This is a genomic window from Pseudomonas parafulva, assembly GCF_000800255.1.
In the GTDB taxonomy this organism is placed as follows: Bacteria; Pseudomonadota; Gammaproteobacteria; order Pseudomonadales; family Pseudomonadaceae; genus Aquipseudomonas; species Aquipseudomonas boreofloridensis.
Genome location: NZ_CP009747.1, coordinates 3,974,137 through 3,996,443, shown reverse-complemented (window position 1 = coordinate 3,996,443; position 22,307 = coordinate 3,974,137). Strand labels below are relative to the sequence as shown.

18 protein-coding genes are annotated in these 22,307 nt (G+C 65.1%); 5 read left to right on the top strand and 13 right to left on the bottom strand.

Translation table 11 applies throughout. From position 1 onward, the window contains the following. The first annotated feature begins 45 nt into the window (after window positions 1–45). Window positions 46–1,941 carry a phosphodiesterase DibA gene (dibA, locus tag NJ69_RS17475; protein ID WP_039581476.1) on the top strand — a complete coding sequence of 632 codons (1,896 nt, stop codon included), beginning with the start codon at window positions 46–48 and terminating at the stop codon, window positions 1,939–1,941. A 76-nt stretch (window positions 1,942–2,017) separates the two neighbouring features. On the opposite strand, the gene NJ69_RS17470 is transcribed toward dibA, so the two are convergent. The 9 genes from NJ69_RS17470 to tcyJ all read right to left on the bottom strand — a co-directional run bounded on the left by NJ69_RS17470 (window position 2,018) and on the right by tcyJ (window position 12,646). Beyond that, window positions 2,018–2,662, bottom strand: coding sequence for a methionine ABC transporter permease (locus NJ69_RS17470; protein ID WP_039581473.1), 645 nt, complete (start codon window positions 2,660–2,662; stop codon window positions 2,018–2,020). Continuing rightward, entirely contained in the window at window positions 2,652–3,761 is a 1,110-nt protein-coding gene (locus tag NJ69_RS17465; RefSeq protein ID WP_039581470.1) for a methionine ABC transporter ATP-binding protein, read from the bottom strand. The genes NJ69_RS17470 and NJ69_RS17465 overlap by 11 nt, the downstream gene beginning before the upstream one ends. A 1-nt stretch (window position 3,762) precedes the next feature. After that, a complete protein-coding gene (locus NJ69_RS17460) occupies window positions 3,763–4,563 on the bottom strand; it encodes a MetQ/NlpA family ABC transporter substrate-binding protein (RefSeq protein WP_039581468.1) in 801 nt (266 codons plus the stop codon). Then, window positions 4,556–5,944, bottom strand: coding sequence for an LLM class flavin-dependent oxidoreductase (locus NJ69_RS17455; RefSeq protein ID WP_039581465.1), 1,389 nt, complete (start codon window positions 5,942–5,944; stop codon window positions 4,556–4,558). The genes NJ69_RS17460 and NJ69_RS17455 overlap by 8 nt, the downstream gene beginning before the upstream one ends. Continuing rightward, window positions 5,944–7,125 (bottom strand): SfnB family sulfur acquisition oxidoreductase, encoded by a 1,182-nt coding sequence (locus NJ69_RS17450; protein ID WP_039581464.1) that lies wholly within the window; start codon window positions 7,123–7,125, stop codon window positions 5,944–5,946. Before NJ69_RS17450 ends, NJ69_RS17455 begins: the two co-directional genes overlap by 1 nt. Before the next feature lie 47 nt (window positions 7,126–7,172). Next, on the bottom strand, window positions 7,173–8,414 hold the full coding sequence (locus NJ69_RS17445; RefSeq protein ID WP_039581460.1) for an SfnB family sulfur acquisition oxidoreductase: 1,242 nt from the start codon (window positions 8,412–8,414) through the stop codon (window positions 7,173–7,175). A 2,008-nt stretch (window positions 8,415–10,422) separates the two neighbouring features. After that, window positions 10,423–11,184, bottom strand: a complete 762-nt coding sequence (gene tcyN / locus NJ69_RS17440) for an L-cystine ABC transporter ATP-binding protein TcyN (protein WP_039581458.1) — start codon at window positions 11,182–11,184, stop codon at window positions 10,423–10,425. A gap of 2 nt (window positions 11,185–11,186) precedes the next feature. Beyond that, window positions 11,187–11,852, bottom strand: coding sequence for a cystine ABC transporter permease (gene tcyL, locus NJ69_RS17435; protein ID WP_029612875.1), 666 nt, complete (start codon window positions 11,850–11,852; stop codon window positions 11,187–11,189). After that, a complete protein-coding gene (gene tcyJ / locus NJ69_RS17430) occupies window positions 11,852–12,646 on the bottom strand; it encodes a cystine ABC transporter substrate-binding protein (protein ID WP_029612873.1) in 795 nt (264 codons plus the stop codon). The genes tcyL and tcyJ overlap by 1 nt, the downstream gene beginning before the upstream one ends. 235 nt (window positions 12,647–12,881) lie before the next feature. Between tcyJ and epsC the strand changes: the two genes are divergently transcribed. Then, complete coding sequence (gene epsC / locus NJ69_RS17425; RefSeq protein WP_039581456.1) at window positions 12,882–13,814, top strand: serine O-acetyltransferase EpsC; 933 nt, start codon at window positions 12,882–12,884, stop codon at window positions 13,812–13,814. Between the two features lie 268 nt (window positions 13,815–14,082). Next, a complete protein-coding gene (gene betT, locus NJ69_RS17420; RefSeq protein ID WP_209435543.1) occupies window positions 14,083–16,044 on the top strand; it encodes a choline transporter BetT in 1,962 nt (653 codons plus the stop codon). Between the two features lie 57 nt (window positions 16,045–16,101). Here the strand turns inward: betT and tauD are convergent, their stop codons facing one another. From tauD to tauA, 4 genes are read right to left on the bottom strand one after another with little or no spacing between them, the layout of a single operon-like run. Then, window positions 16,102–16,935 carry a taurine dioxygenase gene (gene tauD / locus NJ69_RS17415; protein WP_039581450.1) on the bottom strand — a complete coding sequence of 278 codons (834 nt, stop codon included), beginning with the start codon at window positions 16,933–16,935 and terminating at the stop codon, window positions 16,102–16,104. Between the two features lie 29 nt (window positions 16,936–16,964). After that, on the bottom strand, window positions 16,965–17,804 hold the full coding sequence (tauC, locus tag NJ69_RS17410) for a taurine ABC transporter permease TauC (protein WP_039581446.1): 840 nt from the start codon (window positions 17,802–17,804) through the stop codon (window positions 16,965–16,967). Then, window positions 17,801–18,592, bottom strand: coding sequence for a taurine ABC transporter ATP-binding subunit (gene tauB, locus NJ69_RS17405; RefSeq protein WP_029612871.1), 792 nt, complete (start codon window positions 18,590–18,592; stop codon window positions 17,801–17,803). The genes tauC and tauB overlap by 4 nt, the downstream gene beginning before the upstream one ends. Window positions 18,593–18,631: 39 nt before the next feature. Further along, on the bottom strand, window positions 18,632–19,603 hold the full coding sequence (gene tauA / locus NJ69_RS17400) for a taurine ABC transporter substrate-binding protein (RefSeq protein ID WP_039581443.1): 972 nt from the start codon (window positions 19,601–19,603) through the stop codon (window positions 18,632–18,634). A 477-nt stretch (window positions 19,604–20,080) separates the two neighbouring features. Here tauA and NJ69_RS17395 point away from each other — a divergent pair, with 477 nt between their 5' ends. Then, window positions 20,081–21,418: an OprD family porin gene (locus NJ69_RS17395; protein ID WP_039581441.1), complete on the top strand. Its 1,338-nt coding sequence runs from the start codon at window positions 20,081–20,083 to the stop codon at window positions 21,416–21,418. A 164-nt stretch (window positions 21,419–21,582) separates the two neighbouring features. After that, window positions 21,583–22,221 (top strand): peroxiredoxin, encoded by a 639-nt coding sequence (locus NJ69_RS17390; protein ID WP_039581440.1) that lies wholly within the window; start codon window positions 21,583–21,585, stop codon window positions 22,219–22,221. Window positions 22,222–22,307 lie beyond the last annotated feature (86 nt).

The window sequence follows — 22,307 nt, the reverse complement described above, 5'->3', positions numbered from 1 at the left end:
GCATTTATACTGCGCCATCATTTTCCCAGGACCGATACGCCCGACATGTCTGTTTCTGTTCGCGACGCCTTGCGCATGGCTGCGCTCTACGTTGTGTTGTCGTTCCTCTGGCTGGCCCTGTCGGAGGTGGTGTTGCGTGGCATGACCGACGACGACCTGGCCCTGACCGTCGGCCGACAGATCAACCTGGTGGTCTGGGTGTTGCTCAGCGCCGGCCTGATCTTCGTCTCGCGGGTGCGCCTGCTGAACTTCATCGGCGTCGGTGCGCGTTTGCGCAGCGAAGACCGCGAGCGCCTGCGCATGGCCGCCGCCGTGTTCGACAGCACCCTCGAAGGCGTGCTGGTGACCGACCGTAACGGTTTGATCGTGCACGTCAATCGCGCTTTCATGCGCATCACCGGCTACCAGCAGGACGAAGTACTCGGCCAGCGCCCTAACAAGTTCAAGTCAGGCCGCCACGACGCGGCGTTCTACAAGCAGATCTACGACACCCTGGAAGCCTGTGGCGAATGGAGCGGCGAGATCTGGAACCGGCGCAAGAGCGGTGAAATCTACCCGCAGTGGCAGACCATCTGCGCCATTCGCGACGACGCAGGCGCGCTCAGTCATTACGTCGCAGTGTTCAGCGACATCAGCGCGATCAAGCATTCCGAGGAAGAACTGACCTACCTGGCCCACCACGACCCGCTCACCGGCCTGCCCAATCGTCTGCTGTTCAGCGACCGTGCCGAACAGGCGCTGACCGCCGCGCAGTCGAACAAGCGCGGCTGCGCCCTGTTGCTGCTGGACCTCGATCACTTCCAGAGCATCAACGACAGCCTCGGCCATGCCGTGGGCGACCAGTTGCTCAAGTTGGTGGGCGACCGCCTGCGCGATCAGGTCGGCGCCAGTGTGACCCTGGCGCGGCTGGGCGGCGACGAGTTCGCCGTGCTGCTCGAAGGCGGCCAGCAGGTGGCCCAGGCCGCGAGCACCGCGCAGTGCCTGATCGAGCGTCTGCACGAGCCGTTCGAGGTCGAGGACCAGCGCCTGTTCATCAGCGCCAGCATCGGCATCAGCCTGTTCCCCAGCGATGCACAGAGCGCCGAGCAACTGCTGCGCAATGCCGACTCGGCGCTGTTCAAGGCCAAGAACAATGGTCGTGCCTGCTATGCGCTGTACACCGAAGAGCTGACCGCCCACGCCCAGCACCGCGTCGAGACCGCCGGCGAGTTGCGCCGCGCCTTGGCCCAGGAGGAACTGCGGGTGTTCTACCAGCCGGTGCACGACCTGCTGACCGGCACCCTGGTCGGCGTCGAGGCGCTGGTGCGCTGGCAGCATCCCGAGCGCGGCCTGGTGCCGCCGGGCGAGTTCATCCCGATTGCCGAGCGCACCGGCCTGATCGCCGATATCGACGCCTGGGTGCTGCTTCAAGCCTGCCGGCAGATGGTCCAGTGGCAAGCCGAAGGGCGCGCGCTGAGCTTCGTTGCGGTGAACCTGTCGAGCCGGCTGTTCGGTCAGCGCGAACTGTATCGTCAAGTCGCCGAGGTGCTGCACGACACCGGCCTGGACCCGGCGCTGCTGGAATTGGAAGTCACCGAGAGCGCGGTGATGGAGGACCCGGAGGTGGCCATGCAGCAACTGCACCGGCTGCGCGAACTGGGCCTGCGCCTGGCGATCGACGATTTCGGCACCGGCTATTCGTCGTTGCTGCGCCTCAAGCGCCTGCCGGTGCAGAAGCTCAAGATCGACCAAGGTTTCGTCGCCGGCTTGCCGCAGGATGACGACGACGTGGCCATCGTTCGGGTGATCATCGCCCTGGCGCGCAGCATGGGCATGCAGGTGCACGCCGAGGGCATCGAGCAGGCCGAACAGGCGCGCTTTCTGCTGGAGCAGCAGTGCGACCTGGGGCAGGGCTACTGGTTCGGTCGGCCGGTGGCGCCGCAGGCGTTGAGCTGGGGGTGACGAGGTCGTGCGCTCGCGCACTCACTCTTGAATCGAAAAGAGCGTTTCGTTCTGACCCGCCTCCAATCACGGCCCCTCAGCGCTTGTTCAAGCCCCTGGCCAGGCGATCCCCGCCCAACTGAATCACCGCCACCAACGCCACCAGCATGACGATCACCGTGAGCATGATCTGGCTGTCGAAGCGCTGGTAGCCATAGCGATAGGCGATGTCGCCCAGGCCCCCGGCGCCGATGGCACCGGCCATGGCCGAGGAGTTGATCAGCGTCACCAGGGTGATGGTGAAGCCGCCGACGATGCCGGGCAGCGCTTCGGGCAGCAATACGTGCCAGACGATGTGCCAGCGCCGGCAGCCCATGGCCTGGGCCGCTTCGATCAGGCCATGGTCCACTTCACGCAGGCTCACTTCGGCGATGCGCGCGAAGAACGGCGTGGCCGCGATGGTCAGCGGCACCACGGCAGCCCATACGCCGTAGGTGGTGCCGACGATCAGGCGGGTGAAGGGGATCAGCGCCACCATTAGGATCAGGAATGGCACCGAGCGGAACAGGTTGACGAAGCCGCCCAGCACGCGGTTGAGCAGGGGCGCCTGGTAGATGCCGCCCTTGTCGCTGGTGACCAGCAGCACCGCCAGCGGGATGCCCACCAGCAACGCGATCAAGGAAGACACGCCGACCATCAGCAGGGTGTCGAGCAGGCCTTGCAGCAAGCGTTCAGTCCACATGGCCGAGCACCTCCACGTCGGTCGTCCAGCGCCGGGCGCGCTCGAGCAGTTGCGCCGCGCTGTGCGGCGAGCCGCGCACGGCCAGTATCAGCTGGCCCAGGGTCTGGCTGCCGAGGGTGTCGATGCCGCCCTGCAGCAGGGTCACGCGCCCGCCCAGGTCATGCCACAGCGCCGTCAGGTCCGGCTCGCCGAGTACGTGCAGGCGCAGCACCACGGCCGCTTCGGGGTGGCCGGGTCGGGCCTGCAGCGTGCGCTGCAAGCTCTCCGGCAGCTTGGCTTGCAGAGGCGCGAGCAGGCTGCGGGTGACGGCATGGCGCGGTGTGCCGAACACCTGCCAGACCTCGCCCTGCTCGACCGCCTCGCCGCGCTCGAGCACCACCACGCGGTGGCAGATCTCGCGGATCACCGCCATTTCGTGGGTGATCAGCACAATGGTCAGGCCCAGGCGCTGGTTGATGTCGCGCAGCAGGTCGAGGATCGCGGCGGTGGTCTCCGGGTCCAGTGCCGAGGTGGCCTCGTCGCACAGCAGAATCTGCGGGTCGTGCACCAGGGCGCGGGCGATGCCGACGCGCTGCTTCTGCCCGCCCGACAACTGCGCCGGATACACCCCATGTTTCTGTTCCAGCCCCACCAGCTCCAACAGCTCGCGGACCTTGCGCTGGCGCTCGGCCTTGGCCACGCCGGCCACCTTCAGCGGCAGCTCGACGTTCTGGAATACGGTCTTGGCCGACATCAGGTTGAAGTGCTGGAAGATCATGCCGATGCGTCGGCGCAGCGCCACCAGTTGCGTTTCGTCGAACGGTGCAATGTCCACCTGGTCGATCAGCACGCGCCCATGGCTGGGTTGCTCCAGGCGGTTGATGGTGCGCAGCAGCGACGACTTGCCGGCGCCGCTGCGGCCGATGATGCCGAAGATCTCGCCACGGCGGATGTTCAGGTCGATGCCGTGCAGCGCCGGCTGGCGCTGGCCGGGGTAGGTCTTGGCCAGGCCGATGAAGCGCACGTGGGCCTGGTTCACGTCCGGGCGCAGCGCGTGCTCGCGCGCCCGGGCAGGTTCGCGGGGAGCCAGGGGCGCCCGCAGGGCGTGGGCGCTGCTCATCTCAACCCTCCCAGCCGGCCTGGTACAGGCTGCCATGGGCCTTGTCCAGGGCGGCGCGCACGGCCGGCGAATGCTGGTAGATATCGACGAACCTGGCCAGGCGTGGATCGTCCTTGCTCTGCGGACGGATCACGAACTGGATCACGTATTCCTTGTTCTCCAGGCCGTCGAACAGCAGCGCCGAGGTGGCGTCGAAACTGTTGGCCAGGCGGATGTAGGCCGGGTAGCCCTGCACCAGGTCGGCATCGTCGTAGGCGCGCACCAGTTGCACGGCCTCGACCTGAATGATCTTGAGCTTTTTCGGGTTGTCGACGATGTCGGCTTCGGTGGCCTTGTAGCCCACGCCCGGCTTGAGGCTGATCAACCCGGCCTTGGCCAGCAATTGCAGGCCGCGTCCGCTGTTGATCGGGTCGTTGGCGATGGCCACGCTGGCGCCGTCGGGCAGGTCGGCGAAGCGCTTGTAGCGCTTTGAGTACAGCCCGACGTTGTTGATGATGCCCGGCGCGTAGGGCACCAGGTCGAAGCCGGCGGCGGCCTTGGCGTTTTCCAGGAAGGGGATGTGCTGGAAGTAGTTCACGTCGATGTCGCCGCTGTTGAGGCTGACGTTGGGCGCGATCCAATCGCTGAATTCGATCAGCTTCACCTCGAGCCCTTGTTTGTGCGCTTCTTCGACCGCCGCTTCCAGGGGGATGGCGAACGCGGCGGTGGTGCCGATCTTCAGCGGCGGCTCGGCCAGGGCGGCGCTGGACAGGCCCAGGCTGAGCAGCAGGGCCACGGCGGGGCGGTAGAGTTTCTCAAGCATGGTGCAGGGCTCCGGTCGGGACAGGGTCGGGGAAGCGATGGCGGCTGCCGGGGTGATCGGCCGGCAGGTGCGCGCTGGGGCTGGCGAACAGCTTCTGGCGCAAGGTGCCGTCGGCATAGGCGGTCTTGTAGCGACCGCGACGTTGCAGCTCGGGAATCACCAGCTCGATGAAGTCTTCGTAGCTTTCCGGGGTGACGGTGCGGGTCAGGTTGAAGCCATCCAGGCCGGTCTCGTCGATCCAGCCGATCAATTGTTCCGCGACCTGCTCGGGCGAGCCCACCAGGGTCACGTAGCGCCCGCCCAGGGCGTGCTGCTGCAACAGACGGCGGCGGGTCCAGGTGCTGTCCTGAAGTATCTTGTTGGCCGACTGGATGGCGTTGCCCGGGCCGGCGTGGATCGGCTCGTCAAGGTCGAACGCGGCGAAGTCGATGCCCGTGGAGGCCGCGAAGTGCGCCACCCCGGCCTCGGCGCTGGCATGGCGCAGGTACTCGGCGTGCTTGGCGCGCGCTTCGGCCTCGGTGGCGGCAACGATCACGCTGATGCCCATGAACACCTTGATCGCCTGCGCATCGCGGCCCGCTGCCTGGGCCGCGGCGCGCACCTTGTCGACCTGGGCGCGGGTGCCGGCGTGGGTCTGGCCACCGATGAACACGCATTCGGCATGCTGCCCGGCGAAGCTCAGGCCCCGGCTGGAACTGCCGGCCTGGAACAGCACCGGCGTGCGCTGCGGTGAGGGCTCGCACAGGTGGTAGCCGTCGACCTTGTAGAACTCGCCGTGGTGCTCGACCTTGCGCACCCGTTCAGGCTGCGCATAGACGCGCCGCTGACGGTCGGCGACCACCGCATCGTCGGCCCAGCTCCCTTCGAGCAACTGGTACAGCACCTCCAGATACTCGTCGGCCTGGTCGTAGCGCCGGTCGTGTTCGGGCTGTTGCGCCAGGCCCATGGCGCGGGCGGCACTGTCCAGGTAGCCGGTGACGATGTTCCAGCCCACGCGGCCCTTGCTCAGGTGGTCGAGGGTGGACAGGCGACGGGCGAACAGGTACGGCGGCTCGTAGGTGAGGTTGGCGGTCAGGCCGAAGCCCAGGTGGCGGGTCACGGCGGCCATGGCCGAGACCAGTAGCAGCGGGTCGTTGACCGGTAGCTGGATCGACTCCTTGAGCGTGACGTCCAGCGAGTGGCCATAGACATCGTAGGTGCCGACGATATCGGCGATGAACAGGCCGTCGAACAGCCCGCGTTCGAGCAGGCGCGCCAGGTCGGTCCAGTACTCGATGTCCTTGTAGCGGGTCGAGGTGTCCCGTGGATGGGTCCACAGGCCGTGGTTGATGTGGCCGACGCAGTTCATGTTGAAGGCGTTGAGCAGGATCTGCCTGGGCATCAGATCGTCCCTCGCAACGGCGGGTTTTCGCGGTTCAGGTAGTAGTTGCCGATGGCGTGGTACTTCCAGCGCACCGGATCGTGCAGGGTGTGCACCCGCGCGTTGCGCCAGTGGCGGTCGAGGTTGTGCTCGGCCAGGGTGGCGCGGCTGCCGGCCAGCTCGAACAGGGTGCTGCCGGCCGCCAGGGAAATCTCGGTGCTGATCGCCCGCGCCTCGGCGACCGCAATGGAGGCGGCGGCCACCGAGTCGGCATTGGCGTCACGCTGGGCCCGGTCGAGGGTTTCGCCGGCCCGTTCCAGCAGGGCTTCGGCGGCATGCAGGCGAATGTTCAGGCGGCCGAAAGCATGCAGGGTGAGCGGGTCGGCCGAGGCCTGATCGACGCCGGAGTCGATCCATGGGCGGCTGTGCTGACGGACGAAGGCCAGGGCGTCTTCGACTGCGGCGCGGGCGATGCCGGTGTCGATGGCGGCGTGGAGGATCTGCGCCAACGGTCCCACCGGGGTCGGCCGTTCGAAGGCGGACTGGAACGGCACGATGTCCTGGGCCTCGACGCGCACGTTCTCGAACAGTACCGAACCGCTGCCGGTGGTGCGCTGGCCGAAGCCGCTCCAGTCGTCGATCACCTGCACGCCGGGGCTGTCGGCGGGGACGAACGCCAGTTGCTGCACGCCGTCGTCGTCGATCACCGAGGTGGGGATGCGCTGGGCGTAGAGCGCCCCGGTGGCGTAGAACTTGCGCCCGTCGATGCGGTAGCCGTCGCCGTCGCGGGTCAGGCGCGTGGTGCGGTCGTGGGCGGTGCGCGTGCCGAGTTCGGCCAGGGCGTTGCCGAAGCGTCGCCCGCCGAGCACCTCGGCGTAGAGGCGCTGCTGCTGCGCAGCGCTGCCGTTCACCCGCAGCACTTCGAGGGCATAGAAGTGATTCTGCGGAATCTGCCCGAGCGAGCTGTCGGCCTGGGCGATGCGGGCGATGACCTTGGCCAGGGTGACGTTGGACACCTGCGCGCCGCCGTAGGCCTTGGGCACGCTGATGGCCCACAGGCCGGAGCGGGTGAACAGTTCCAGCTCGGCGTGGGGCAGGCGCCGTTCGCGGTCGCGCAGGGCGCTGCCGCCTTGCAGGTGGCGGGCGAGGTCTTCGGCGACGGCCAGGGCCTGGGCGTCGCTGGTGATCAGGGATGTCGTCATGGGGGGCTCCGGGGCGGAGGGCCGCCAAAGCAGCCCTCGGCGAGCAATCAGATCCAGGAATGCCGCGCAGGCAGCGTGCCGTTGAGGTAGTAGGCGCCGACCGCGTGATACTTCCAGCGCACTGGGTCGTGCAGGGTATGCACCCGCGCGTTGCGCCAGTGGCGGTCGAGGTTGAACTCGGCCAGGGTGGAGCGGCTGCCAGCCAGTTCCAGCAGCTTCTCGCTGGCCAGCAGCGCGATCTCGGTGGTCAACACCTTGGCTTCGGCCACGGCGATGGAGGCACGGGCCGCGGCGGCGGCATCCACCGGCCCGGCATCGACCTCGTCCAGCACCTGTGCGGCCTTGCGCAACAGCGCCTCGGCGGCGTGCAGGTCGAGCTTGAGACGGCCGATGTCGGCGATCACGTAGAGGTCATCGCTGGCGCGCTCGACCTTGGCGTCGATCCAGGGCCGCGACTTGTGGCGCACGAAGTCGATGGCGTCGTCGATGGCCGCTTCGGCAATGCCGGCGTCGATGGCGGCCTGGATCAACTGCGAGGCGGCGCCCTGGATGTTCGGGCGCTCGCTCTGGCGCCAGTTGTCGATCACCAGGTCCGCCTCCACCGCGACATGCTCCAGCAGCACCGTGCCGCTGGCGGTGGTGCGCTGGCCAAAGCCGGACCAGTCGTCGACGATGCGCAGGCCGGGGCTGCCGCGGCGCACGAAGGCCAGGCGCTGGCGGCCTTCGTCGTCCAGCGCCTTGACCGACACCCAATGGGCGAACAAGGCGCCAGTGGAGTAGAACTTTTCGCCGCTGAGGCGATAGCCGCTACCGTCGCGGGTCAGGCGTGCCTTGAGGGTGAGGGTGTTTTGGGTGTTGCGCTCGGGCCCGGCATTGCCGATGCGCCAGCCGTCCAGCACCGAGCGGTAGAGGCGGGCCTGCTGCGCCGGGGTGGCGGTGTCGCGCAGCAACTGCAGCAGACCGAACTGGTTCTGCGGAATCTGTCCCAGGGCCGGGTCGGCGGCGCTGATCAGGCGGAACACTTCGGCGAGGGTGACAAAGGATACGCCGGGGCCACCGAACGCTTTGGGCACGCTGATGCTGCCCAGGCCCGAGCGGGTGAACTGTTCGATTTCGGCCCACGGCAACTGACGCTGCTGATCGCGCTGCGCGGCCTGAGTCCTGGCGGTGTCGGCCAGTTCGCGGGCGGCCTGCAGCGCCTGGGCGTCGTCGCGCAGGATCGCCGCCGGCAGCAGCCGCGGCATGCTGTCGGTCTCGTGGTTCGATTGACTGTTGGCTTGGCTGGACATCAGTGCCGCTCCCTGGCGGCACTCGACGCCCCGAGCGGGGAGAGAGTGTGGCTGACCATTCCTGAACCTCACGAAGTGAATGCATCGCGTGCAACTGATTGCGACGGATGAGTGCGGGTCCGGTGGTCCGGTGGATATACCTTATGCGCTTATAAAACCTTTATGAACTAACGCTTTGGAATATGCATAGAAGAGGGTTCTGGCATTCATCGCTGTGCACGGGCGCCGCTCAATCACTTGTAGGAGCGGCCTTGTGTCGCGATTGGGACCTCGCAACGGTCCCAGGTTTTCAGCCTCGCCGCAGGCATTGCCGGGACCGCTCTGCGGTCCAATCGCGACACAAGGCCGCTCCCACAAAAACCGCGCTGGATTCTGGAAATCATGCGCTGCAGATGAGCAACAAACGCATGATTCACTTACCACTTACCAGCGGTCTTGCTCAACTTCTTGGGGTCTGCACGCCCTCGTGGGAGCGGCCTTGCGTCGCGATTGGGCCGCGTAGCGGTCCCAGGTTTTCAGCTTCGCCGCTGCCATTGCTGGGACCGCTTTGCGGTCCAATCGCGACACAAGGCCGCTCCCACAAAAACCGCGCTGGATTCTGGAAATCATGCGCTGCAGATGAGCAACAAACGCATGATTCACCTACCACTTACCAGCGGTCTTGCTCAACTTCTTGGGGTCTGCACGCCCTCGTGGGAGCGGCCTTGTGTCGCGATTGGGACCTCGCAACGGTCCCAGGTTTTCAGCTTCGCCGCTGCCATTGCCGGGACCGCTTTGCGGTCCAATCGCGACACAAGGCCGCTCCCACAAAAACCGCGCTGGATTCTGGAAATCATGCGCTGCAGATGAGCAACAAACGCATGATTCACCTACCACTTACCAGCGGTCTTGCTCAACTTCTTGGGGTCTGCACGCCCTCGTGGGAGCGGCCTTGCGTCGCGATTGGGCCGCGTAGCGGTCCCAGGTTTTCAGCTTGCCGCAGGCATTGCCGGGACCGCTCTGCGGTCCAATCGCGACACAAGGCCGCTCCCACAAAAACCGCGCTGGATTCTGGAAATCATGCGCTGCAGATGAGCAACAAACGCATGATTCACCTACCACTTACCAGCGGTCTTGCTCAACTTCTTGGGGTCTGCACGCCCTCGTGGGAGCGGCCTTGCGTCGCGATTGGGACCTCGCAACGGTCCCAGGTTTTCAGCCTCGCCGCTGCCATTGCCGGGACCGCTTTGCGGTCCAATCGCGACACAAGGCCGCTCCCACAAAAACCGCGCTGGATTCTGGAAATCATGCGCTGCAGATGAGCAACAAACGCATGATTCACCTACCACTTACCAGCGGTCATGCTCAACTTCTTGGGGTCTGCACGCCCTCGTGGGAGCGGCCTTGTGTCGCGATTGGGACCTCGCAACGGTCCCAGGTTTTCAGCTTGCCGCAGGCATTGCCGGGACCGCTTTGCGGTCCAATCGCGACACAAGGCCGCTCCCACAAAAACCGCGCTGGATTCTGGAAATCATGCGCTGCAGATGAGCAACAAACGCATGATTCACCTACCACTTACCAGCGGTCTTGCTCAACTTCTTGGGGTCTGCACGCCCTCGTGGGAGCGGCCTTGCGTCGCGATTGGGCCGCGTAGCGGTCCCAGGTTTTCAGCTTCGCCGCTGCCATTGCCGGGACCGCTTTGCGGTCCAATCGCGACACAAGGCCGCTCCCACAAACACCGCGCTGGATTCTGGAAATCATGCGCTGCAGATGAGCAACAAACGCATGATTCACCTACCACTTACCAGCGGTCTTGCTCAACTTCTTGGGGTCTGCACGCCCTCGTGGGAGCGGCCTTGTGTCGCGATTGGGACCTCGCAACGGTCCCAGGTTTTCAGCTTCGCCGCTGCCATTGCTGGGACCGCTTTGCGGTCCAATCGCGACACAAGGCCGCTCCTACTGGGCCGCTGCCCAAGATTCCAGAACGCATCAAGACAGGGAGTTGCAAGGGGTGTTGCGCCACCTTGGTTCAGTCTTGCGCAGCGGCGGTGCCGAGGAACTTGCGCAGGAACTGGCGGGTGCGCTCGTGCTGCGGGTTGGCGAACAGCGCCTTGGCCTCGCCCTGCTCGACGATCACCCCCTGGTCGAAGAACACCACGCGGTTGGCCACGTCGCGGGCGAAGCTCATTTCGTGGGTGACGATGATCAGGGTGCGCTTTTCCTCCGCCAGGCCGCGGATGGTGGCCAGCACCTCGCCCACCAGTTCCGGGTCGAGGGCCGAGGTGGGCTCGTCGAACAGGATCACCTGCGGCTCCATGGCCAGGGCGCGGGCGATGGCCACTCGCTGCTGCTGACCGCCGGACAGGCGCCGTGGGTAGGCGTCTTCCTTGCCGGCCAGGCCGACCTTGGCCAGCAGTTGACGACCCAAGGCCACGGCCTGCTCGCGCGGGGTCTTCTTGACGATCACCGGCCCTTCGATGACGTTCTCCAGGGCGGTACGGTGGGGAAACAGGTTGAAGCTCTGGAACACGAACCCGGCCTGCTGGCGCAGACGCCGAATGGCGCTTTGCTGAGCGCTGAGCGGGCGTGCGGCATCGATGTCGATGTCGCCGATGCGAATTCGCCCCGCATCGGGCGTCTCCAACAGGTTCAGGCAGCGCAGGAAGGTGGTCTTGCCCGAGCCGCTGGGGCCGATGATGGCGATGACTTCACCGGCGGCGACGTTCAGGTCGATGCCCTTGAGCACGGTCTGGCCCTTGAACTGCTTGGTCAGGCCCTCTACGACGATCATCTTCAGTGCTCCTGGTCATGCTGGTTGACGCGCGCTTCCATGCGGTTCTGGAAGTAGGCCAGGACGCTGCAGAGGATCCAGTAGATCACCGCCACGGCCAGGTACATGGTGAACACTTCGAAGGTGCGCGCGGTGATCAACTGCGCCTGGCGGAACAGCTCCGGCACCTGGATGGTCGCGGCCAGGGCGGTGTCCTTGACCAGCGAGATGAAACTATTGCCCAGCGGCGGCAGGGCGGTGCGCATGGCCTGGGGCAGGATCGCCCGGCGCATGGCCTGGGTGCGGGTCATGCCGATGCTGGCCGCCGCCTCCCATTGGCCCCGGTCGATGGAGGAAATGGCGGCGCGCAAGATCTCGCAGATGTACGCCGCCATGTTCAGCGACAGGCCGATCAGCGAGGCGGGGATCGGATCGAGCTCGATGCCGATCTGCGGCATGCCGAAATAGATCACGAACAACTGCACCAGCAAGGGCGTGCCGCGGAAGAACGAGACGTAGAGCCGCGCCAGCCAGTCCAGCGGCAGCATCTTCGACAGGCGCATCAGCGCCAGGGCGAAGCCCAGCACCAGGCCGAAGAACATACCGCCGACGCTGAGCAGCACCGTGTAGCCCGCGCCCTTGAGCAGGAAGGGCGCGGAGTCGATCACCAGTTGCAGGGTCTCAGGCATCATCGAGTGACATCGGCACCGAAGTATTTCTCGGACAGCTTGGCCAGCGTGCCGTCAGCCTTGAGCGTTTCCAGGGCCTTGTCGATTGCCGCGAGCAGCTCCGGTTCGCCCTTGCGCAGCGCCACGCCGGACTCCAGGCGCGAGAAGGCGGCGCCGGCCAGTTGCGTGTCCTTGGCCTTCTGCGCGTACTCCAGCGCCGCCAGGCGGTCGATCAGGATGGCGTCGATGCGGCCGTTGCGCAGGTCGGCGAACTTGCTTGGATCGTCTTCGTAGGTGCGCACGTCGGCCTTGGGCACGTCCTGCTTGACCCACTGTTCATAGTTGGTGCCCAGACCCACGCCGACCTTCTTGCCCGCCAGGTCCTGGGCGGTCTGGATGTTCAACTGCTCGGCCTTCTTCTTCAGCACCAGCGCCTGGATGCCGGAAACGGTGTAGGGCTCGGAGAAGTCGTACTTCTTCTTGCGTTCTTCGGAGATGGTGACCTGGTTGATCACCACGTCCAGGCGCTTGGATTCCAGCGCGGCGAGGATGCCGTCCCACTTGGTCGGCTGAACCTTGGCTTTGACCCCCAATTGCTTGGCCAGAAGCTCGGCCAGTTCCACTTCGAAGCCCGCCAGCTTGCCGTTTTCGTCGACGAAGCTGAACGGTGGGTAGGTGCCTTCCAGGCCGACGTTGATCACGCCTTTTTCCTGGATGGTCTTCAGTTCCTCGCCGGCGAAGGCGGCATTGAACAGGCCGGCGCCCAGCAGGAGGGCCAGGCTGGCGTTCAGAAGGGGCTTGGTGAGTCGAGTCATGGCTGTTCCCGCACTGTTGTTAGAGTAGGTGGCGACTATAGGGGTGAGCCGTTAGCTCGGGAAATACTAAAAACGAAGCCGTTATTCCGTTGCGCTATGGAGCTGCGCACCGGCGCTGCGGCACTCGGCGCAGAATGGAATAAAGCGGTGTTTTTTCCAAGGGAAGAATTGCCGTAGAGTGATTCGCCTATCATCAGCGCCGATTCATCCGGCCGCCGCCAGCCAGGAGACCACCGTGAGCGAACATCCTTCCACCGGCCATTGGCAATTGCCGACCATCGTCAGCGAGCTGCGCCAGGCCCGTGACCAGTGGCGCAGCCGCAATGGGCGCTGCAGCAACAAGCAGGGCGGTCGCGAGCTGCCGTCGCGCGAGGCGGTGCGCGAGATCCTCGAACAGTTGTGCGGCGCGCTGTTTCCCATGCGCCTGGGCCCGGTGGACCTGCGCGAGGAAAGCGAAGACTTCTATGTCGGGCACACCCTGGATGCCGCGCTCACCTCGCTGCTGACCCAGGCGCGCCTGGAGCTGCGCTATGCGGCGCGGCACGGCACTGTCGACGTCGAGGATGTCGACGCCCACGCCTTGAGCCTGATCCAGGGTTTCGCTGCTGCCCTGCCGCAGATGCGCGTGCTGCTCGACACCGACGTGCTGGCGGCGTATCACGGCGACCCGGCGGCGCGCAGCGTGGATGAGGTGCTGCTGTGCTATCCCGGCATCCTGGCGATCATCCATCACCGTCTGGCGCACCACCTGTACAAAGCCGGCCTGCCGCTGCTGGCGCGGATCAGCTCGGAGCTGGCGCACTCGGCTACGGGCATCGACATTCACCCCGGCGCGCAGATCGGCCCGAGTTTCTTCATCGACCATGGCACGGGCGTGGTGATCGGCGAGACGGCGATCATCGGCGAGCGGGTGCGTATCTACCAGGCGGTGACCCTGGGCGCCAAGCGTTTCCCCAGCGACGAGTCCGGCACCCTGCACAAGGGCCTGGCGCGGCATCCGATCGTCGAGGACGACGTGGTGATCTACGCCGGTGCGACCATCCTCGGGCGCATCACCATCGGCAAGGGCTCGACCATCGGCGGTAACGTCTGGCTGACCCGCAGCGTGCCGGCCGAGAGCAATATCACCCAGGCTAATTTGCAGTTGGATTGTCAGGACAAGCAGTGAGGGATCAGCGGTTCCTGTGGCGATGAGCCTGGAACTGCTGGCGAAAAAGCAAGGTCAATCACTCGCCCGGTCAGCGGCCAACGGTCGCATCGAAGCTCGAACCGTGTTTAACTTGAACGCTTGTTCAATTTAAAACGCTGGTCCGCTGCCGGTGTTCAACAGGAGGATTCCCTTTGCTGAACCCGTTCAACCCGAACCTTTTCACCGCTGTCGAGGTGCGCCGTCCATGAGTGCACCGACCACTTCCCTTGCCAACGGCAAGGTCCGCATGAACCCGCCGGTGTTCTATTTCGCGGCAAGCTTCATCCTTATCTTCGGTCTCGTCGTCATCGCCAACCCCCAGGCGGCGGGCGACTGGCTGCTGGCCGCGCAGAACTGGGCGGCCAATACGGTCGGCTGGTACTACATGCTGGCCATGACCTTGTACCTGGTGTTCGTGGTGGTCACGGCCGTGTCCGGCTACGGCAAGATCAAGCTCGGCGCCGACCATGACGAGCCCGAGTTCAGTTACCTGTCCTGGGCCGGCATGCTGTTCGCCGCCGGCATCAGCATCACCTTGTTCTTCTTCTGCGTGTCCGAACCGCTGACCCACATGCTGCAGCCGCCCCAGGGCGAAGCGGGCACGGTCGAGGCCGGGCGCCAGGCCATGCAGATCCTGTTCCTGCACTGGGGCCTGCACGGCTGGGGCGTGTTCGCCTTCGTCGGCATGGCCCTGGCGTACTTCGCCTACCGCCACAACCTGCCGTTGGCGCTGCGCTCGGCGCTGTATCCGCTGATCGGCAAGCGCATCAACGGGCCGATCGGCTATGCGGTGGACGGCTTCGGCATCATCGCCACGGTGTTCGGCCTGGGCGCGGACATGGGCTTTGGCGTGCTGCACCTCAATTCCGGCCTGGATTACCTGTTCGGCATCGACCACAGCCAATGGGTGCAGGTGCTGCTGATCGTGCTGATGATGGGCGCGGCGGTGGCCGTGGCGGTCGCCGGGGTGGAGAAGGGCGTGCGGGTGATGAGCGACATCAACCTGTTCCTGGCCTGCGCGCTGCTGCTGTTCGTGCTGTTCGCCGGTCCCACCCAGCACCTGTTCAATACCTTGATCCAGAACCTGGGCGACTACTTGGGCGCCTTGCCGCGCAAGAGTTTCGACGTCTATGCCTACGGCGAGAACCGTGACTGGCTGGGCGGCTGGACGGTGTTCTACTGGGCCTGGTGGATTGCCTGGTCGCCGTTCGTGGGGCTGTTCATCGCGCGCATCTCGCGCGGGCGCACCATCCGTGAATTCGTCTTCGGCGTGCTGCTGATTCCGCTGGGCTTCACCCTGGCCTGGATGTCGATCTTCGGCAACAGTGCCCTGGACCAGGTCATCAATCACGGCATGACCGCGTTGGGCCAGTCAGCCTTGGACAACCCGTCCATGAGCCTGTACCTGCTGCTGGAAACCTACCCCTGGAGCAAGACGGTGATCGCCGTCACCGTGTTCATCAGCTTCGTATTCTTCGTCACCTCCGCCGACTCCGGCACCGTGGTGCTATCGACCTTGTCGGCCAAGGGCGGGGACGCCGACGAAGACGGCCCGAACTGGCTGCGGATCTTCTGGGGCGCGATGACCGCGCTGGTCACCAGTGCGCTGCTGTTCGCCGGGAGCATCGACTCGCTCAAGTCGGCGGTGGTGCTCACCTCGTTGCCGTTCTCGCTGATTCTGCTGTGCATGATGTGGGGGCTGCACAAAGCGTTCTACCTGGAGAGCCAGCGGCGCATCGCGCAGATGCACTCGCTGGCGCCGTTCGCCCAGACCCGCCGTGGCCGGGGTGGCTGGCGGCACCGTCTGAGCCAGGCGGTGCACTTCCCATCGCGCGACGAGGTGTACCGCTTCATGGACGACGTGGTGCGTCCGGCGATCGCCGATGTGACCGAGGTGTTCGAGCAGAAGGGGCTGACGCTGATCACCCAGGACGACCCGAGCCATGACAACGTCAGCCTCAAGGTCGGCCACGGTGAGGAACAGCCGTTCATCTACCAAGTGCAGATGCGCGGCTACTTCACCCCGTCCTTCGCCTTGGGCGGCCTGGGCGCGCAGGAATTGAAGAACCGCCGTTACTACCGCGCCGAGGTGCACTTGGCCGAGGGCAGTCAGAACTACGATCTGGTCGGCTACAGCAAGGAGCAGATCATCAACGACATCCTCGACCAGTACGAGCGGCACATGCAGTTCCTGCATCTGGTCAGGTAGCACGCGGCGTTGTCGTGGTGAAGGCCTGCGCGGGTCGAGGGTGACCTGCGCAGGTGTTCAGAACGGCGCATCCCCGAGAATGGTCGCGCGGTGCATCACCCGTCGCTGCGGCCGGTAATCGTCCACCGCGTAATGCTGGGTCACGCGGTTGTCCCAGAACGCCACATCCCCCTCCTGCCAGCGCCAGCGGATGCTGAACTCCGGCCGCGTGGCGTGGGCGAACAGCAGCCTGAGCAGCGCCTCGCTCTCGTGTTCGGCCAGTTCGTTGATGCGCGTGGTGAAGCCTTCGTTGACGAACAGCGCCTTGCGTCCGCTGACCGGATGGGTGCGCACCACCGGGTGCGACAGCGGCGGGTGGTTGCGCCGGGTGGCTTCCCAGCGTGCCAGGTCCTCGGCTGTGCTGCCGAAGCGCTCCAGCGGAAACGAGCGGGTGAAGTCGTGGGTGGCGCTGAGGCCGTCGAGCAGTAGCTGCAACGGTGCCGACAGTGCCTCGAACGCGGCGATGCCGCTGGCCCACAGGGTATCGCCGCCATAGGCGGGCACTTGCTTGGCGCTGAGCACCGCGCCCAGCGCCGGGGTCGGCAGAAAGGTCACGTCGGTGTGCCAGACGGCGTTGTCGCGCACGTCGGTGACCGCCGTGTCGAGGATCAGCACCTGGGGCGTTTCTGGCACGTTGGGGTAGATCGGGTGGATGTGCAGGTCGCCGAAGTGCGCGGCAAAATGCGCCTGCTGCGCCGGGGTGATGAATTGCTTGCGAAAGAACAGCACCTGGTGCTCGAGCAAGGCCTGTTCGAGGGTATCGCGCTGCTCGGGAGGGAGTGCGCGCGACAGGTCGATGCCGTCGATCTGGGCGCCCAGCGCCGGGCTGAGGGGAGTGAGGGTCAGGCTCATGTCGGGGCTCGCTATGCAGGGGGCGAAGGTCAGTGGCTCTGTCCGTGCCAGGGCACCAGGCGGCGTTGCAGGGCGCGCAGGCCCATTTCCAGGGCGAAGGCGATCAGCGCGATGAGCACGATGCCGAGCACCACCACATCGGTGACCAGGAACTGCGCGGCCGACTGCACCATGAAGCCCAGGCCGCGGGTGGCGGCGATCAGTTCGGCGGCGACCAGGGTCGACCAACCGACGCCCAGGCCGATGCGCACGCCGGTGAGAATGTCGGGCAGGGCGCTGGGCAGGATCACATGGCGAATCAGTTGCGCCCGGCTCGCCCCCAGCGACTGCGCGGCGCGCAGCCGCGCTGGATCGACGGTGCGCACACCGGTGGCCGTGGCGATGGCGATCGGGGCGAAGATCGCCAGGTAGATCAGCAACACCTTCGACAGCTCGCCAATGCCGCACCAGATCACGATCAGCGGCAGATAAGCCAGCGGCGGGATGGGCCGGTAGAACTCGATCAGCGGGTCGAGCACGCCGCGCGCCACGCGGTTGCAACCGATGGCGACGCCGACCGGAATGGCCGTCAGCGTGGCTGCCAGCAGGGCGGCGCCGATGCGCCCGAGGCTGGCGCTCAGGTGCTGCCACAGGCTCATGTCCATGTAGCCCTGGGTCAGCAGCACCCAGCCCTTGACCAGAATATCGCCGGGCGACGGCAGGAACAGCGGCTCGACCCAGCCGGCGGCCGTCACCAGCCACCAGGCCAGTAGCAGAGTGGCCAGGGTCAGGGCGCTGATCCAGCGAGTCGACAGCGCACGTCGTGGGTTGACGGTGGGCGACGCCGAGGCGTGCGCTTTGCCGGTGACCGGCAGCTCCAGCGTGCTCATGCGGACTCCTCGCGGTGCACACCGCGTTGGGCGAACACGCGCGACAGCACGTGCTCGCGGGTTTCGATGAAGCGCGGGTCGGACTTGATCGCCCGTGCCGATTCGCCAGCGGCGTAGCGCTGGCCGAAGTCCAGTTGCAGGCGCTCGACCACTCGTCCCGGATTGGGCGCCAGCAGAATCAAGTCGCTGGCCAGGAACACCGCTTCTTCGATGTCATGGGTGATCAGCAGCACCGGCTTGGCCGTGCGCTGCCACACCTGCAACAACAAGGTCTGCATCTGCTCGCGGGTGAAGGCATCGAGGGCGCCGAACGGCTCGTCCATCAGCAGCAGCCGTGGGTCGGCGGCCAGGGCGCGGGCCAGGCCGACGCGCTGCTTCTGGCCGCCCGAGAGTTGCCAGGTGCGCCGCTCGGCGAACCCGGCCAGGTCGACCAGAGCTAGCATCTCGCGGGCCTTGGCTTCACGTTGTGCGCGGGGAATGCCGGCCAGTTCCAGGCCAAAGGCGACGTTGCCGAGCACGGTCTGCCAGGGCAGCAGCGCGTCGTCCTGGAACACCACGCCACGGTCGGCGCCGGGGCCGCGCACGGGTTGGCCATCGAGGGTGATGCGCCCGCCGCTGGGCGCGACGAAACCGGCGATCAGGTTCAGCAGCGAAGTCTTGCCGCTGCCCGAGGGGCCGAGCGCGACCAGCAGTTGGCCGGGGGCCAGGGTCAGGTTGATGTCATCCAGCACCGGGGTGCTGGCGCCGGGGTACTGTGCGCTGATGCGCTCCAGTTCGAGCAAGGCCATGGCGGGCTCCGATTGGCGCCGCGTGGCGCCTTCAACTGATCAGTCGGGCAGGTACTGGGCGGTGACGTAGGGCGCGTAGTCCGGCAGCACCGCCTCGACCTTGCCCTGTTCCTTGAGGAAGGCTGCGGTGTGGCTGAGCGCCTCGGTGCTGGGCGCGCCCAGCAGGGCCTTCTGCTCGGCGGCCAGCGGGTAGACGTTGCCTTGCAGCAGGCCAGGGATGTCGGCGGCCTTGGCCCCGGACAACTTGGCCAGCGCGTTCACGTTGTGCGCATCGGCCAGCCAGGCTTGCGGATCCTTGCGATAGTCGGCGTAGGCGTCGAGGGTGACCTGGGCGAAGGATTTGACGATTTGCGGGTGCTGCTCGGCGAAGTCCTTGCGCACGATCCAGGCGTCGAAGGTGGGCGCGCCTTTTTGCGCCAGCTCGCCGGAGGTGATCAGCACCTTGCCGGTTTCCTTGGCCACGCCCAGGGCCGGATCCCAGACATAGGTGGCGTCGATGTCGCCGCGCTTCCAGGCGGCGATGATCGCCGGCGGTGCGAGGTTGAGGATCTGCACCTTGGCGGGGTCGATGTTCCAGGCTTTCAGCGCCGCCAGCAGGCTGTAGTGCCCGGTGGAGACGAAGGGCACGGCGACCTTCTTGCCGATCAGATCCTGCGGGGTATCGATGCCCTGGCGCGCGACCAGCGCCTCACCAGCGCCGATCTGGGTGGCGATCAGGAAGGTCTGCACCGGCACCTTGCGGGTGGTGGCGGCGGCCAGCGGGCTGGAACCCAGGTAGCCGATCTGCACGTCGCCGGAGGCCACGGCGGCGATGATGTCGGCGCCGTTGTCGAACTTGCGCCAATCGATGCTGGCGTGGCTGGCCTGTTCGTAGCGACCGGCGGCCTGGGCGACCTTGGCCGGATCGACGGTGGTCTGGTAGGCCACGGTCACGTCGGCAGCCTGGGCGAGACCGCACAGGCTGCCGAGCAGCAAAGTGGCGAACAGGCGCGGCAGGACAGGGGATGGCATGGGCGAACCTCGCGTCAAGCTGGGAAGAATGACGGCGAGCCTAAATGATCTAAGAATTCAAAAATAAATAACTTTTAAGAATTAGCTTAGGCGGCAATTTTTTGTGCTCGAAGCGGTCATCGAGCCCTTGTGAAATTTTCGTGAAAGGCTAAGCTCTGACGACTTTTGTTCGAATGTGACAGGCAAAGGTTTGCACATAACCTTCAGCGATCAGCCGTCGCGCCGATACAACAAAAGCAGCTGAAGGTTCCATCGTTATTCCGTAATAATCTGACCGTTTCACAAAACGGTCATTTTGGATTTATAGGATTGTCATTATCCTGTAGCGCAGGAAGCCTTAGACCAAAGTCGTGTAATACCCGGTAACGATTGACTTACCGGTCACACCTTGGTGCTAAATCGCTTACCCGGGGTGAGTGGGGCATGAAGATCCCACCGCCTGGAGAGTACAAAAATTAGAACGTAGAGGAGCAAAGCATGTACAAGTCCAGCCTGGCCCTGGCCCTGGCCGTGGCAGTGGGGGTTCTCGCCCAACAAGCAGGCGCCGCCGGCTTCATCGAGGACAGCAAACTGTCCGTCAGCTCGCGCACCATGTACTTCAACAACGACAACCGCGATGGCGGTGCCGACAACCGTGAGTCGGGTCAGGGCTTCAAGCTCGACTACATCTCCGGTTTCACCCAAGGCACCGTTGGCTTCGGCGTCGACGCCCAGGCACTGTGGGGTATCCACCTCGACGGCGGCCGTGGCAAGCACCCGGACAACAGCAGCTTCTTCCCGAGCGACAGCGACGGCTCCGCTGCCAGCCAGTGGGCACGCCTGGGCGCCAACGCCAAGGCCCGCTTCTCCAAGACCGAAGTGCACTTCGGTAGCGCCCTGGCCCCGAACCTGCCGATCCTGGTCTCCAACGACGGTCGTCTGCTGCCACAGACCTTCGAAGGCGGCACCATCCAGTCGAAAGAAATCGACAACCTGACCATCAACGCCGGTCAGCTGACCCACGCCATGGGTCGCGCGTCGAGCAACCGTACTGGCCTGTCGGTCAACGGTGCCACTGCTGACAGCAACAAGTTCCGCTTCGGTGGTCTGGACTACAAGCTCACGCCTGACCTGACCCTGCAGTACTACTACTCGAACCTGGAAGACTTCTACAAACAGAACTTCCTGGGCGCCACCCACGTCTTCAAGATCGCCGACGACCAGTCGTTCAAGACCGACCTGCGCTACTTCGACAGCAGCAGCGACGGCCGCAACGGCAAGGGCGGTGGCTACAACTTCAACAACAACGGTGGCTATGCCAAGACCCCGGGCGAGGTCGACAACAAGACCTGGTCGGCGATCTTCACCTACACCCTGGGTGGTCACGCCTTCCTGTTGGGTCATCAGCGCGTCAACGACGACGGTGGCTTCGTCTGGCTGAACCAAGGCAGCGTTCGCGACGGCAACGGTCGTCCGGAAGGCGCCGGCGGTGCCAGCTTCTACCTGTTCACCGACAGCATGATCAACCAGTTCGCCAAGGCCGGTGAGAACACCACCTTCGGTCAGTACTCCTACGACTTCGCACGTCTGGGCGTACCGGGCCTGAAGGCTTCGGTTTCCTACCTCAAAGGCGAAGACGGCAAGAACGCCAACGGCAATGGCACCTTCAGCGAGTGGGAGCGCGACGCGCGCATCGACTACGTGATCCAGCAAGGTACCTTCAAAGGCCTGGGCGCTACCCTGCGTCACGGTGTCTACCGTGGTACTGGCACCAGCTCGCTGGCCGATCAGGACCAGACCCGCTTCATCGTCAACTACACTTACAACTTCATGTAAGACGTAGCGACACCCAAGAAGCCTCGCACCTTGCGAGGCTTTTTTATGCCGGCGATTCGATGTGCAAAATAGTTATAAATAAATCGTGATCTATTCTTTTTGTTTTTGTTTGGAAGCAGGCACAGTCGATCCTACAAGGCCAGACATGCACAGGAGCCGCTTCCATGAGCCTCAAACTTGGCGACATCGCCCCCGACTTCGAACAGGATTCCAGCGTCGGCACCCTGCGCTTTCACGAGTGGCTGGGCGACAGTTGGGGCGTGCTGTTTTCGCACCCGGCCGACTTCACCCCAGTCTGCACCACCGAGCTGGGCCTGACCGCCAAGCTCAAGGATGAGTTCGCCAAGCGCGGCGTCAAGGCCATCGCCTTGTCGGTGGACCCGGTCGATTCGCACCACAGGTGGATCGAGGACATCAACGAAACGCAGAACACGGTGGTGAATTTCCCGATCATCGCCGACGCCGACCGCAAGGTGTCGGACCTCTACGACCTGATTCACCCCAACGCCAGCGATACCCTCACCGTCCGCTCTCTGTTCGTGATCGACCCGAACAAGAGGGTGCGCCTGACCATCACCTATCCGGCCAGTACCGGGCGCAATTTCAATGAGATCCTGCGGGTGATCGACTCCTTGCAACTGACCGACAGCCACAAAGTGGCCACGCCGGGCAACTGGCAGGATGGCGACGACGTGGTGATCGTGCCCTCGCTCAAGGACGAGGAAGAAATCCGCCAGCGCTTCCCTAAAGGGTATCGGGCGGTGAAGCCTTACTTGCGCCTGACGCCGCAACCCAATCGCTGAATTCTCGTTGCACTGCTCTTAGCCATGCAGGGTATTCGGGCCGTTTCGACGGCCCTTTTTTATGGATGAGTTTCAGTGAAAGTGGT

What these genes read in the sequence shown, in the direction of transcription:
- tauA (WP_039581443.1), bottom strand. Translation starts at nt 19,603, where the DNA reads ATGCCATCCCCTGTCCTGCCGCGCCTGTTCGCCACTTTGCTGCTCGGC.
- tcyJ (WP_029612873.1), bottom strand. Translation starts at nt 12,646, where the DNA reads ATGACTCGACTCACCAAGCCCCTTCTGAACGCCAGCCTGGCCCTCCTG.
- tcyN (WP_039581458.1), bottom strand. Translation starts at nt 11,184, where the DNA reads ATGATCGTCGTAGAGGGCCTGACCAAGCAGTTCAAGGGCCAGACCGTG.
- NJ69_RS17470 (WP_039581473.1), bottom strand. Translation starts at nt 2,662, where the DNA reads ATGTGGACTGAACGCTTGCTGCAAGGCCTGCTCGACACCCTGCTGATG.
- NJ69_RS17450 (WP_039581464.1), bottom strand. Translation starts at nt 7,125, where the DNA reads ATGACGACATCCCTGATCACCAGCGACGCCCAGGCCCTGGCCGTCGCC.
- NJ69_RS17465 (WP_039581470.1), bottom strand. Translation starts at nt 3,761, where the DNA reads ATGAGCAGCGCCCACGCCCTGCGGGCGCCCCTGGCTCCCCGCGAACCT.
- tcyL (WP_029612875.1), bottom strand. Translation starts at nt 11,852, where the DNA reads ATGCCTGAGACCCTGCAACTGGTGATCGACTCCGCGCCCTTCCTGCTC.
- NJ69_RS17395 (WP_039581441.1), top strand. Translation starts at nt 20,081, where the DNA reads ATGTACAAGTCCAGCCTGGCCCTGGCCCTGGCCGTGGCAGTGGGGGTT.
- dibA (WP_039581476.1), top strand. Translation starts at nt 46, where the DNA reads ATGTCTGTTTCTGTTCGCGACGCCTTGCGCATGGCTGCGCTCTACGTT.
- NJ69_RS17390 (WP_039581440.1), top strand. Translation starts at nt 21,583, where the DNA reads ATGAGCCTCAAACTTGGCGACATCGCCCCCGACTTCGAACAGGATTCC.
- tauD (WP_039581450.1), bottom strand. Translation starts at nt 16,935, where the DNA reads ATGAGCCTGACCCTCACTCCCCTCAGCCCGGCGCTGGGCGCCCAGATC.
- tauC (WP_039581446.1), bottom strand. Translation starts at nt 17,804, where the DNA reads ATGAGCACGCTGGAGCTGCCGGTCACCGGCAAAGCGCACGCCTCGGCG.
- NJ69_RS17455 (WP_039581465.1), bottom strand. Translation starts at nt 5,944, where the DNA reads ATGCCCAGGCAGATCCTGCTCAACGCCTTCAACATGAACTGCGTCGGC.
- NJ69_RS17445 (WP_039581460.1), bottom strand. Translation starts at nt 8,414, where the DNA reads ATGTCCAGCCAAGCCAACAGTCAATCGAACCACGAGACCGACAGCATG.
- tauB (WP_029612871.1), bottom strand. Translation starts at nt 18,592, where the DNA reads ATGGCCTTGCTCGAACTGGAGCGCATCAGCGCACAGTACCCCGGCGCC.
- NJ69_RS17460 (WP_039581468.1), bottom strand. Translation starts at nt 4,563, where the DNA reads ATGCTTGAGAAACTCTACCGCCCCGCCGTGGCCCTGCTGCTCAGCCTG.
- betT (WP_209435543.1), top strand. Translation starts at nt 14,083, where the DNA reads ATGAACCCGCCGGTGTTCTATTTCGCGGCAAGCTTCATCCTTATCTTC.